Source organism: Bacteroidia bacterium (assembly GCA_039924845.1).
Lineage (GTDB): Bacteria > Bacteroidota > Bacteroidia > DATLTG01 > DATLTG01 > DATLTG01.
The window spans coordinates 1-12110 of record JBDTAC010000046.1 but is presented as its reverse complement, the minus strand read 5'-3'; the positions used below and the strand labels follow the sequence as shown (position 1 = coordinate 12110).

The following is a 12110-nucleotide window of genomic DNA, read 5'->3' as shown; positions in this document are numbered from 1 at the left end:
ACATAAAGAAAAAATTTGCTGGGCTATTTCTTTACAAGATAAATTTTCATACTCTTTTTCTCTTTCTTTTATAAAATAGGCGTTTTCCGCAATACGACAACAGTCTAAAATTAGTTTTACATTTTTTGCTTTGCAGATTTTAGAAATTTCTTTTATGTTTTGTAAGCTTACAGGTTGTCCGCCACCACTGTTATTAGTAACGGTTATAATTACGGCACCTATATTTTCGCTTCCTTTTAAATCAATTAATGCGTTAAGTTTCTTAACATCCATGTTTCCTTTAAAGGGATGATATAAAGAAGGAATTAATCCTTCTTCAATAGGAATGTCAATTGCTTCTGCTCCGCTGTATTCAATGTTGGCTCTTGTTGTATCAAAATGTGTATTGCTTAAAAATATTTTATTTTTCCCACCTAATATAGTATACAAAATTCGCTCCCCCGCACGCCCTTGGTGTGTTGGAAAAAAATAGGGCATTCCGGTAAGGTCATACACAGATTCTTTCATGTTGTAATAGCTGGATGCACCGGCATACGATTCATCACCTCTCATCATTCCTGCCCATTGCTCTGCACTCATAGCTTAAGTGCCGCTATCGGTTAAAAAGTCTATTAACACCTGATCCGAATTTAAAGCAAAGGGATTATAATTTGCTTTTTTTAGAAATTCAGTTCTTTCTTTAAGGGTTGTCATTTTTAGCGGTTCAACCATTTTAATTTTAAACGGCTCGATTATTGTTTTGTATTTCATAGTTTTTATTTTTTAATTCTATTTTTTCTTTTGATATCGGCTTGTTTATAATACTCTTTTTCTTCTGCAGTTACAGGCTTTACAAGTGGCACTGATGCAGAATTTCCATTCTCATCAAGCGCTACAAACGTAAAATAAGCTTCATTAATAAGGTATGCTTTTTGACTGATTATTTTTTTTGCCCATGCCTGAACAAATATTTCCATAGAAGAATTAAAAGAGCGGGTAATTTTTGCCTTGATTGTTATTATATCACCAATCTTGGCAGGGAATTTAAATTTAACGCTGTCAATTGAAACTGTAACGCAAATAAGTTCAGAATGATTTTGAGCACAAACAGCTGAAGCAATATCCATCCATTGAACTAATCTGCCACCTTGTAAAATACTCATGGGATTGGTGTCATTGGGACACACAACTTCTGTCATAATGGTTTCAGAATGTTTGGGTGTTTTTGTTTTCTTCATCAATTTAATAATATTTAATATCAATCGCTTTTAAATTAATCCATCCGCACTTATAATAAAATAATTAAGCTCCCATTCTTTGTTTGATCGAAGAAGAGAGTTAATATTTAACGAGCGGATAAAGCGGCAATCTCTAATAGAATTAAAAAACATATCGTTAATTAAAATAGACATGCTGCAATATTAAATAAATACAAAACCTTAGAACATGAGTTAAATCATAATGTTTGATACTTTTTTTTCAAAATAGGATACTCAAGGAGCTTAAAATTCACAATTGTTTGTTAATAATAATTTCAGATAAGTATATCTTTTTTTAATTTGAGTGATTATTTTTGAAAAAAAAACTATGATCTTTTCAAAATCTTGCGAGTACGGAATAAGGGCAACTATATACATTGCTCAACAGTCAATGAACAAAAAGCGTTCAAGTCTTAAATCCATCTCAAAAGAAATAGACTCTCCAGAAGCATTCACTGCAAAAATTCTTCAAATGCTAACCAAAGGAGGGATTATTGATTCTGTTAGAGGTGCTACTGGTGGTTTTCAAATAGAGCAAAAAAACAGTAAGAAAATAAAATTGATAGATATTATTCGTGCTATTGATGGAGACATTGGAGAAAAAACTTGCGTACTTGGCTTAAAGGTATGCTCTGAAGTTAATCCATGCCCAGTTCACCATAAATACATGCATATTAAAAAGAATCTGCTTGCAATGTTGCAAGATACGCGCTTATTGGAAATGTCTGATAGTATTAATAAAGGATTAAGTTGTTTGAAAATTAATTAATTAGTTTTTGCATTCATTTTATTACACCAAATTAAATAATAAAATCTGAATATAATTCTGATTTTAACTGATGTTGACAATTTACAATAAAAAAACAAAAGAATAAAAGACCTTTTTATCCTTTATTAAATAAATATCCATATCTTTGTTGCATAATCTTAAAAAACAAAAATTATGGAAACATTAGATGTAACTAAAATCGAACCACGCCTTAAGCACCCGTCCATCTTTAATAAGTTTGATGCACTGTCTGGCGGACAAGCATTCATCCTTCACAACGACCACGATCCTGTACCTCTCTATTATCAAATGATAGCAGAGCGTGGGCAGACGTTTGAGTGGGAATATTTGCAAAAAGGACCTGAAGTATTTGAGATTAAGATCACCAAACTCGATACTGGGGATAAATCAAAAACTATTGGAGAACTTGTTGCCAGTGATTACAGAAAAGCGGAAGTATTTAGGAAATTCGGCTTGGATTTCTGTTGCGGAGGACATAAAACATTAAAAGAGGCTTGCGCCAAAAAGAAAATAAATTTATCAGATGTTGAAGCGGCAATTGCTGAAGTTGAAAAATCAGTCAATGCAAGGCAAAATGACTTCAATAGCTGGGATCTTGATTTTCTTGCCGATTATATTGTGAATACACACCACAAATATGTTAACGAATCGGTACCAATGTTAAATGAATTTAGCACAAAGGTTGCTCGTGTACATGGTAATAACCATCCAGAAATTATTGAAATTGCAAAGCATTATAATGCAATTGCAGGAGAACTTTTGATGCACATGCCAAAGGAGGAAAGTATCCTTTTTCCTTACATAAAGAAAATGGCAACAGCAAAACGTGACGGAACTCCTTTGTCCAAACCAAGTTTTGGCAGTATTACTAATCCTATTCAAATGATGGAATCGGAACATGTTTCTGTAGGAGAAAGTATGAAAAAGATAAACGAGCTGAGTGGGGCATATACTCCTCCTGCGGATGCTTGTTCCTCTTACAAGATACTGTTTGCTAAACTCAAAGAATTTGAAGAAGACCTCCTTGAACACATTCATTTAGAAAATAATATCCTATTCCCTAAAGCTATTGAATTGGAAAAACAATTAAACAAAGTACGTGCTTAAATGGTTAATCATATTACACGTATTGGGTGCCACAATATGGATTGGAGGGCATTTGTTGTTGTGTATCCGTTATTTACCTGAAGCTCTAAAAAGGAAAGATCCAGAAATTATTAAAGCTTTTGAGAAAAAATATGAAATTATCGGACTACCTTCCCTACTCCTTCAGGTGGTTACAGGCGTTTGGATGTCCATTTCCGTTTATCATGTAACCTTGTTTAGTTTTTCCAATCCAATAGAAACAGCAATATCAATCAAGTTATTTTTATTATTGCTGATTGTTTTATTAGCTATTGATGTACGTGTTTTCATTTTTCCAAGAGTAACTAAAAATAATTTATGGTGGTTAGGTTCGCATATTATAGCTGTTACCGTAATTAGCATATTGTTTCTTTATTTTGGGGTGTCAATACGATTTGGAGGCGTTTAACAGGAAGTATTTTTTAAAATGAAATTTCCGATTCACTTTGCGAATCAGCACGTCAATATTTTAATGAATAAGAAAAGAGTTTTCGAGCAGTGGCAGGAACATATAAATCTATAAAAAAATAATACAATGAGTATTTGGTATTACATATCCGTGTACGTGCATGTCATTTGTGCCGCATTTTGGATTGGGGGCATGCTGTTTCTTCCATTAGTAGTTCTACCTGGAATAAAAAAAAGCCCTGATCGAATAGCGATACTTTATAAAACAGGAATTACGTTTCGCTACTACGGGTGGATTGCACTCATTACCCTGCTAATTACTGGGTTATTAAATATGTATCTAAGAGGATTACCTTTTACATGGGACTTTTTTGAGAAAAGTAATTACGGGAATTTGGTTTGTTACAAAATTCTATTTTTTATTACCATTATAGCTGTTAGCGGCATTCATGATTTTTTTATCGGGAATAAAGCACTTGAAGAAATGCAGAAAAACCCCAATCCAAAGCTTAAGTATGTTGCAAGATGGTCAGGTAGAATTAATTTATTACTGGCTTTAGTAATGGCATTTTTAGGAATAATATTATCTCGTGGAGGAAATTTTTAAAACGAGAATTTGAATCAGAGAAAATGAAAATCAATAACCAAACAAAAATATCTATAATTCTTAAACAGAACAACGACGCAATAGAAGCAATTGCTTCTATTAATCCACATTTTAATAAGCTCAGAAACCCAATACTTCGGAAAGTTTTAGCCCCAAGAGTAACTATTGCAGATGCTGCACGAATTGGAAAATGTGCCGTGTCTGATATTTTGAATAAATTATCTACTATTGGATTCGAAATAGAAAATGAGAATGAAATCAAAACCAAAGAAGTAAGCAAAATTAATCAGCCCAAAGATTACATAGCAGAAGCCATTAATTCAGGGAAAATAAAAACACTCGATGTTCGCCCAGTATTAAATGCAGGGGCAGATCCTTTCAACAGTATTATGCAAGAATTAAAAAAGGTTCCAGATGGATTTGTACTGGAAGTAATAAATTCTTTTGAGCCTACGCCGCTGATAAAGATTCTCAATAAAAAAGGATATGAAAGTTTTGTAAAAACGGACGGAGGGGCGGTTTATACTTATTTCTTAAAAGTAATTGGATCTGAAAAAGAAGAATATTCAACTGAGTTAGTTTTTAAAATTTTATTCGATGAAATGGCAAAAGAAAAAGTAAAATTCAGTAACAAATTATGCGAAGTAGATGTTCGTGATTTAGAAATGCCGTTGCCAATGGTTACGATCTTAAATGAACTGGAAAGTTTACCAGAAGGACACGCTTTGTTTGTCCATCATAAAAAAATACCACAATATCTTTTGCCTGAACTGGAAGAACGTCAGTTTAAAATTTTTATAACAGAAATAGAAGAAGGAAATGTAAAACTTCTAATTCACAAATAAAATGCAATCAGTTGCGAGTCAGAATGCACCTTCTCCAAAAATATTAATCCCACATTTTGTTTTTGGTGGATTTACTTGGCTAATTGCTACAATACTTATTATATTTTCTCCCGATGCTTTTGTGCAACATTACTTTAATCCAAAACTATTATCCATAACACATCTATTGGTTTTGGGTTGGATTACAATGATAATTTTTGGCGCACTCTATCAACTTATTCCAGTTATTTTAGAAGTAAAACTATATAGTGAACGCCTTGCTTTTATTTCTTTTATTTTCCTGGCATCAGGTGCTGTTTCGCTTTCGGTTTCATTTTGGAATTTTTGGATAGGAACTCCCATTTATTTTTCTGCAACTTTGGTGATAATCGCAGTTATTCTATTTGCATTAAATATTTTTCTTACAGCTAATAAATCAAAAAAAGAAAATATTGAAAAAGATTTTATTCTCACTGCAGTTAGTTGGCTATTATTTACTGTGGGAGCAGGGCTAACATTGGCAATTAATCTTACGCACCCTTTTCTATCTCCTCCAATTACTGAATTGTTAAAACTTCATGCGCATGCAGGCATTGTTGGCTGGGTTCTTCAATTAACTATTGGAGTTAGCAGTCATTTGTTACCTATGTTCATGGTTTCTCATAATCTTAATAAGAAAAAATTAAATTTTGCTTATTATTTTATCAATGTGGGATTAATTATAGGAATTGTTTTCCTTTTTGTTCAATGGCAACCAGGAGTGATGATAGGCGTTTTGTCTGTTGTGGCTGGTATTATCTGCTTTCTTTCCTTTCAGTTTGAAGCATACAAAAAAAGAGTAAGAAAGCAGCTTGATATTGGAATGAAGCAGTCGGCTCTTTCGTTTATTTTCTTAATTGTCGCTTTAATTCTTGTCTTGGTTCTTACTATTGGATTTAAGAAAATTATTTTTATAACACTTCCTATGGCAATCGCCTATGGGAGTTTACTACTTTTGGGTTTTATTAGCTCTCTTATTATGGGACAAACCTATAAGACTCTTCCTTTTATCATTTGGCTGAAGGTATACCGAAACCGCGTAGGAAAAGGCAAAATTCCTTTTCCTAAAAATCTCTATTCGGAACAAATGGCTAATTTACAATTGTGTTTGTTCGCAACTGGAATAATTACATTACTTTCAGGAATAATTATAAAATATACCTCTGTCGTAAGTGCTGGAGGCATAATTTTATTTTGCTCCGTATTACTTTATAATTTAAACATCTTAAAAATTATTTTTCATAAACCCGCATTTTAAACCTATAAAACTATGATTGCCACAGAAGAAAATATTTTTTTATTACTAAGGGAAGTGATTGATCCAGAACTGATGGTCAATATCATTGATCTTGGGCTGGTGTATAAAGCACAGCAGAATGAAGCGGAGAAAAAAATAACAGTTGAAATGACTTTAACTTCACCAGGTTGTCCGATGGGAGAGGTAATTACGAAGGATGCTCAGGAAGTATTGAAAGCTCATTATCCTGATTTTGAAATAGCGATAAATTTGGTATGGGAGCCGCCATGGAGTATAGGTCATCTTACACAACTTGGAAAAATAGCTTTAGGAAGAACTTAAAAGATATAAAACATGTTTTCTCAGAAATGTAAATATGCCATTCGGACAATTCTCTACTTAGCTGCAAAAAGCAAGGATGGAGAAAAAATGGATATAAAGAAATTATCAAAAGCACTAAAAATACCTACTCCTTTTTTGAGTAAAATACTTCAGGAACTTGTTCCAAAAAAGATTATTTCCTCCGTAAAAGGACCCAATGGTGGTTTTTTTCTTACTGAACAAAATCTGCAATTACCTGTAATAAAAATTATTGAAGCTATAGATGGTTTAGCTCTGTTCGAGGCTTGTGGACTCGGACTCAAAAGCTGTTGTGATAAACATCCTTGTCCTATTCATAATGATTTTAAAATTGTTCGTGATCTACTTAAAAGTACCTTTTCTAATCAAACCATTCGAGAGCTTGCTAAAGAGATTAATTCCAAACGTTTTACTTTAATAAGATAGTTTTATTTAAATAAAACTTCCTTTAAAACTCATTTGTTGTAAACAAATAAAACAACACTCCTAACAAACACATTGGATTCCAATTTGAAGTTGAGATTTGTTTGATTCCTTAATTAGAGAAGTATATTAACACTAATGCAGTAATATTATTATATTAAAACCAAACCCTTATCCCATTATCAATACACCATCAACTTGATCTAAATTATCTTTCCAAGTTTCAATCATGTTTTTGAGAATAAAAGTAAGGCTTCAAAAAAATAATTTTTCAAACGTGTTTTTGAGAGAGAATAATAAGACTTCGAAAAAATAATTTTTCAAAATAAAATTAAAGAAAGATGGCATTTTCTGTTTGAAAAAATAATTTTCTGAACGTCTTTTTGGAGAAACGTAGAAACGACAGCTTTTATTCATAAAGCTTATCGTTGATGTTGAGTCCGATTGCCGGATAAATCAAATCATACTCTTTATTAACCAGCTTTTTATTCTTGTTTTTATATTCTATTCGTGAAAGCAAATGAGAGATTAAAGCAATGTGTGCATCGTCTTTGTTCTCGGCATTGGCAATAAACCAAGGAGAATATCCGAAATTTGTTTTCTTCAACATTTCATTTCTCGCATCCGAATATTTTTTCCACATCTTTTGTGCTTTCTCGTCAATAGGGCTTAATTTCCATTGCTTCAACGGATCCTCTTTTCTTGCTTCAAGACGTTTTTCTTGTTCTTGTTTGCTGATAGAGAGATAGTATTTCAGCACAATAATGTTGTTATTGGTGAGCATTTTTTCAAACAATGCTACATCTGTAAAAAAAGATTCATATTGTTTCTCCGTACAGAAATCCATAACGTGTTCTACGCCTGCTCTGTTATACCAGCTTCGGTTAAATATTACAAACTCTCCGCGTGCGGGAAGATATTCGGTATATCGCTGAAAATACCATTCATTGGTTTCCCTGTCAGACGGTTTTCCCAATGCAACCACTCTTGTTTCACGCGGACTTAAATGTTTAATAATTCTTTTTATTGTTCCGTCTTTTCCGGCAGTATCTCTACCTTCGAGAATAACTAATACTTTCAAATCAGATGAAATAATTTCTTTCTGAAGTTTTACTAACTCAATATAAAGCTTGTGTAAGAGAAGTTTTTGTTCTTTTTTCATATTCTTGTTTTTATTTATTAGGTTTATCTTTCCTTTTCTCCCGCTCCGCCTTCTCCAAATCTTCAACTGCCTTAACATCCTCACGACCTAACTCCTCATAGAGTTTATGTACCCGATCTATAAGTTGTGGTGTCAAATTGGCTTCAGATTTAGACGTAACTTTATCATCTGGTTTAGAATCAGTTTTGACTTCAGGTTTTGGCTGAGCATCAGTATCTGCTTTGGTTTCAGATTTAGGTTCGTCTTTTGATATAGACTCAACTTTATCTTCGGATTTAGAATCGGTTTTGGTTTCAGATTTTGACTGAGCATCAAAATCTCTTTTGGCTTCGGATTTAGGTTCGTCTTTTGATATAGACTCAACTTTATCATCTGGTTCAGAATCAGTTTTGGGTTCAGGTTTTGGCTGAACATCAGTATCTGCTTTAGTTTCAGATTTAGTCGCAACTTTATCATCGGGTTTAGAATCGATTTTGAGTTCAGATTTAGTTTTATTTTTAGTTTTCATTTCAGGTTTATCTTTAGTTTCAGTAATAGCTTTTTTATCTTCATCAGGATCAGTTTTTAATTTATCTTTTATTGGATCAAAGATCCGGTAAGCAAGTAATTTTAAACGATCATTCACAAGGAACCACAGAATTGCATAACCCCATACGAAGCCTGCCCATTTCCAGCCAAGTGGTGTCATAAATAAGCCATAAACAGCAATTAAGGTGGCTACAATTTGAGTACCTAACACGGCTATCCATAATATCTTTGCTGGACGTATGGACCAAAACGGACCACGGGTACGTGTGAGAAAGATGGTAAGATGCCCTGCTACGGAAAGTTTTAAATACATCATGGTTTGTGCATGAGCTCGGTCGAGATGAAATACCCGCTCAGCAAGATAAAAAAGACCAAAGGCAGAAACAACACCAATAATACCCAAAGTGGTCGAAACGCCTAATACCATTTTCATGTTCCATGCTTCTGGTGCATTTTTATAATGAACATTATCGTATGCAATAGAAAGAATAGCACCGTCATTTAATAATGCAAGCATCACAATCATTACCGCAGTAACAGGATAAAAATTAAATACAAGAATTGCCAATGTCATAAATAAGAGTACACGAAGTGTTTCGGCTATGCGATAAATTGCATAACTATTCATTCGCTGAAAAATGCGACGACTCTCTTTAATCGCATCAATGATTACGGAAAGTCCTGGCGTAAGTAAAACAATTGATGCCGCTGCCCTTGCAGCATCTGTTGCATCGGAAACAGCTATGCCGCAATCTGCTTTCTTCAATGCTGGAGCGTCATTCACTCCATCTCCCGTCATACCTACTATGTGCCCGCGCTTTTGTAGAACATCCACAATATGAAATTTGTGTTCAGGAAATACTTGCGCAAAACCATCTGCCTTTTCAATTAAATCAGAAGTTTCTGAACTTTCTTCCTTTTTCGAATCACCTAAACTGGAAGCGTCCAGAATATTTGTGCCCATATTCAACTTTTTGGCAGTTTCTTTAGCAATGGCTAATGCATCTCCTGTAACCATTTTTATTTTTACACCCATCGTTAATGCGGTAGCAATGGTTTCCTTAGCATCTCCTCTTGGTGGATCGAACAAAGGCAATACACCCAGAAATTTCCATGACCCATCTCCATCATCTTTCGCTACGCCCAAAGCACGGAAACCGCGAGCAGCAAATTCATTAACCGCTTTATCTACCAAAGGTTTTATTTGTGCCGCATTAGCTGACAATGCAAGAATTACTTGTGGTGCACCTTTAGTTACTTTAAATGCTTTTCCGTCTTTACCAGTAACAGTTGCTTCTGTGCGTTTATGGACAGGATCGAAAGGTTGAAAATGAGTTACTTTATAATCCTTCAATACATTTTTATCTTTCATTCCACCCAGTACAGCAAGATCAATCGTATCATTATTTTCGGCACGTGACGCTAATGCACCATTTAGAATAACTTGTTCGGGTGGAATATTATTCATACTGAATGGATCGCCCAGTGTTAATTTGTTCTGTGTAAGTGTGCCAGTTTTGTCTGCACAAAGTATATCTACTCCTGCCAGCTCTTCAATAGCCACCAGCTTGCTTACAACCGCTTTCTTTTTTGCGAGGAGACGTGCACCAACTGCCATCGTTACAGATAATACCGTTGGCATTGCCACAGGAATAGCAGCTACGGTAAGTACCAAAGCAAACTGCAAAGTATTAAGAATCGGGTCGCCACGAAAAATAGCTACAGTTATAATTATAACTACAAGAACAACTGCAAGAACAATTAGGTAGTTACCTATTTTAAGAACTGCTTTTTGAAAATGGCTTGTAGTGTGAGCAGCCTGCACTAATTGTGCAGTTTTTCCGAAATATGTGATGGCTCCAGTAGCATAGACGATGGCATCAATTTCGCCCCTGCGGATGATAGAACCTGAAAATATGGCCTCTCCAGATTTGCGTTCGACTGGTAATGATTCGCCAGTAAGAGCTGATTGGTCTACTTCTACTGCGTCGCCGGAAAAAAGGCGGGCATCGGCAGGTACAATATCACCAAGGCGCAAACGTATCACATCACCCGGTACCAGTTCACGTGCCGGAGGATTTATCCACTTGCCATCTCGTTTTACACGGGCTTTAATAGCCAAACTCGCTTTAAGCGCATCAATGGCATTGCCTGCTTGTCTTTCTTCCAAAAATCCTACAATAGCATTTGTAAATAGTAATACGAGAATAATGAAAAAATCAGGCCAATGACTTGCAACTGCAGAAAGAATCACGGCTATTTCAATCATCCAAGGGATGGGACCCCAGAAATAACTGAGAAATTTAAGCAAGAGATTAGTTTTCTTTTCTTCAATTTCATTTAGCCCATATTGAACCAACCGTTTTTTGGCTTCGTCCTCACTAAGACCATCTTCAGAAGAGTTCAATTTTTTTTCCACTTCGGCTATCGGCAGCGATTTCAAATCGCCCTTAGCCCCAGGTTTTGAAGATGGATTTGAATTTTTAGGTTGTGATTGGTTGTCGTCTTTTTTCAATATATATATATTCTCCTTTTTCTTTAAACAGATTTGTAATTCTTGTTTCACTCGAAATTTATTCTATATTTTAATTGTTCTTAGTCGTAGTGAATTTGTAATGACTGATACGGAGCTAAAGCTCATCGCAGCTGCTCCTATCATAGGTGATAATAAAATTCCAAAAAATGGATACAAAGCACCTGCCGCAATTGTAACACCCAACACGTTATAGATAAAAGCAAAAAATAAATTCTGATGGATATTCCTCATCACTTTCCGGCTTAGTTCTTTGGCTTTTACAATACCATTCAAATCTCCTTTCATCAAAGTAATTGCAGCGCTTTCAATTGCCACATCTGTTCCTGTACCCATGGCGATTCCCACGTCTGCTTGCGCCAATGCAGGGGAATCGTTGATGCCATCGCCTGCCATTGCCACACTTTTACCTTCTCCCTGTAAGCGTTTTATTTCTTTTAATTTATCCTCTGGCAAGCATTCTGCTTTAAAATCGGAAAGGTTTAATTCATCTGCAATTGCTTTTGCTGTATCCTTATTGTCTCCGGTAAGCATTATTACTTTAATGTTATCTTTAAGAAGTTTTGCAATCGCTTCTTTGCTTGTACTTTTTATTTTATCTGTGATTGTTATATAGCCCGCAATTTTTCCGTCAACTAAAATATAAGATACTGTTTTTCCTTTTTCCTGTTCGCTTTTTACAAGTGCCAAAAGGTTATCTGAAATTTTCGCATTGTTATCCGCCATCAATGTATTATTTCCTAACGCTATTTTTTTATTCTCGACAGCGCCTGTTACTCCTTTTCCAGTTACAGCTTCAAAATTTTCAACGTCAGTTAATTTTATTTCTTTTTCTT

The 12110-nt window shown here is 34.6% G+C and carries 13 protein-coding genes and 1 pseudogene; 8 read left to right on the top strand and 6 right to left on the bottom strand.

Annotated elements, in window-relative coordinates; all coding sequences use genetic code 11:
• The 3 genes from ABIZ51_04840 to ABIZ51_04830 form a co-directional block, all read right to left on the bottom strand.
• Window positions 1-579: beta-eliminating lyase-related protein (locus ABIZ51_04840; GenBank protein MEO7088102.1), on the bottom strand; the 579-nt coding region annotated here is incomplete at its 3' end.
• A gap of 3 nt (window positions 580-582) precedes the next feature.
• On the bottom strand, window positions 583-750 hold the full coding sequence (locus ABIZ51_04835; protein ID MEO7088101.1) for a hypothetical protein: 168 nt from the start codon (window positions 748-750) through the stop codon (window positions 583-585).
• A gap of 5 nt (window positions 751-755) precedes the next feature.
• Window positions 756-1217 (bottom strand): acyl-CoA thioesterase, encoded by a 462-nt coding sequence (locus tag ABIZ51_04830; protein MEO7088100.1) that lies wholly within the window; start codon window positions 1215-1217, stop codon window positions 756-758.
• Between the two features lie 349 nt (window positions 1218-1566).
• On the opposite strand from ABIZ51_04830, the gene ABIZ51_04825 reads away from it, so the two are divergent.
• The 8 genes from ABIZ51_04825 (at window position 1567) to ABIZ51_04790 (ending at window position 7054) form a co-directional block, all read left to right on the top strand.
• Entirely contained in the window at window positions 1567-2007 is a 441-nt protein-coding gene (locus ABIZ51_04825; GenBank protein ID MEO7088099.1) for an Rrf2 family transcriptional regulator, read from the top strand.
• 174 nt (window positions 2008-2181) lie between these two features.
• Window positions 2182-3135 carry an iron-sulfur cluster repair di-iron protein gene (gene ric, locus ABIZ51_04820; GenBank protein MEO7088098.1) on the top strand — a complete coding sequence of 318 codons (954 nt, stop codon included), beginning with the start codon at window positions 2182-2184 and terminating at the stop codon, window positions 3133-3135.
• 22 nt (window positions 3136-3157) lie between these two features.
• Window positions 3158-3562 carry a copper resistance protein CopD gene (locus tag ABIZ51_04815; GenBank protein MEO7088097.1) on the top strand — a complete coding sequence of 135 codons (405 nt, stop codon included), beginning with the start codon at window positions 3158-3160 and terminating at the stop codon, window positions 3560-3562.
• 126 nt (window positions 3563-3688) lie between these two features.
• Window positions 3689-4168 carry a CopD family protein gene (locus tag ABIZ51_04810; protein ID MEO7088096.1) on the top strand — a complete coding sequence of 160 codons (480 nt, stop codon included), beginning with the start codon at window positions 3689-3691 and terminating at the stop codon, window positions 4166-4168.
• A 23-nt stretch (window positions 4169-4191) separates the two neighbouring features.
• Entirely contained in the window at window positions 4192-5013 is an 822-nt protein-coding gene (locus tag ABIZ51_04805) for a DUF2249 domain-containing protein (GenBank protein ID MEO7088095.1), read from the top strand.
• Window position 5014: 1 nt separating this feature from the next.
• Window positions 5015-6289, top strand: coding sequence for a hypothetical protein (locus tag ABIZ51_04800; GenBank protein MEO7088094.1), 1275 nt, complete (start codon window positions 5015-5017; stop codon window positions 6287-6289).
• A 12-nt stretch (window positions 6290-6301) separates the two neighbouring features.
• The gene (locus ABIZ51_04795) at window positions 6302-6610 is read left to right on the top strand and encodes a metal-sulfur cluster assembly factor (GenBank protein ID MEO7088093.1); all 309 of its coding nucleotides are present in this window, start codon (window positions 6302-6304) and stop codon (window positions 6608-6610) included.
• A 12-nt stretch (window positions 6611-6622) separates the two neighbouring features.
• Window positions 6623-7054 (top strand): Rrf2 family transcriptional regulator, encoded by a 432-nt coding sequence (locus ABIZ51_04790; protein ID MEO7088092.1) that lies wholly within the window; start codon window positions 6623-6625, stop codon window positions 7052-7054.
• A gap of 406 nt (window positions 7055-7460) precedes the next feature.
• Here ABIZ51_04790 and ppk2 read toward each other — a convergent pair whose 3' ends face one another.
• The 3 genes and pseudogenes from ppk2 to ABIZ51_04775 all read right to left on the bottom strand — a co-directional run.
• Window positions 7461-8213 (bottom strand): polyphosphate kinase 2, encoded by a 753-nt coding sequence (gene ppk2 / locus ABIZ51_04785; protein MEO7088091.1) that lies wholly within the window; start codon window positions 8211-8213, stop codon window positions 7461-7463.
• A 574-nt stretch (window positions 8214-8787) separates the two neighbouring features.
• A pseudogene (locus ABIZ51_04780) lies at window positions 8788-11184 on the bottom strand (plasma-membrane proton-efflux P-type ATPase).
• A 135-nt stretch (window positions 11185-11319) separates the two neighbouring features.
• A partial coding sequence (locus tag ABIZ51_04775; protein ID MEO7088090.1) for an HAD-IC family P-type ATPase occupies window positions 11320-12110 on the bottom strand: 791 nt, incomplete at its 5' end.

What these genes read in the sequence shown, in the direction of transcription:
- ABIZ51_04835 (MEO7088101.1), bottom strand. Translation starts at nt 750, where the DNA reads ATGAAATACAAAACAATAATCGAGCCGTTTAAAATTAAAATGGTTGAA.
- ABIZ51_04830 (MEO7088100.1), bottom strand. Translation starts at nt 1,217, where the DNA reads ATGAAGAAAACAAAAACACCCAAACATTCTGAAACCATTATGACAGAA.
- ABIZ51_04825 (MEO7088099.1), top strand. Translation starts at nt 1,567, where the DNA reads ATGATCTTTTCAAAATCTTGCGAGTACGGAATAAGGGCAACTATATAC.
- ric (MEO7088098.1), top strand. Translation starts at nt 2,182, where the DNA reads ATGGAAACATTAGATGTAACTAAAATCGAACCACGCCTTAAGCACCCG.
- ABIZ51_04810 (MEO7088096.1), top strand. Translation starts at nt 3,689, where the DNA reads ATGAGTATTTGGTATTACATATCCGTGTACGTGCATGTCATTTGTGCC.
- ABIZ51_04805 (MEO7088095.1), top strand. Translation starts at nt 4,192, where the DNA reads ATGAAAATCAATAACCAAACAAAAATATCTATAATTCTTAAACAGAAC.
- ABIZ51_04800 (MEO7088094.1), top strand. Translation starts at nt 5,015, where the DNA reads ATGCAATCAGTTGCGAGTCAGAATGCACCTTCTCCAAAAATATTAATC.
- ABIZ51_04795 (MEO7088093.1), top strand. Translation starts at nt 6,302, where the DNA reads ATGATTGCCACAGAAGAAAATATTTTTTTATTACTAAGGGAAGTGATT.
- ABIZ51_04790 (MEO7088092.1), top strand. Translation starts at nt 6,623, where the DNA reads ATGTTTTCTCAGAAATGTAAATATGCCATTCGGACAATTCTCTACTTA.
- ppk2 (MEO7088091.1), bottom strand. Translation starts at nt 8,213, where the DNA reads ATGAAAAAAGAACAAAAACTTCTCTTACACAAGCTTTATATTGAGTTA.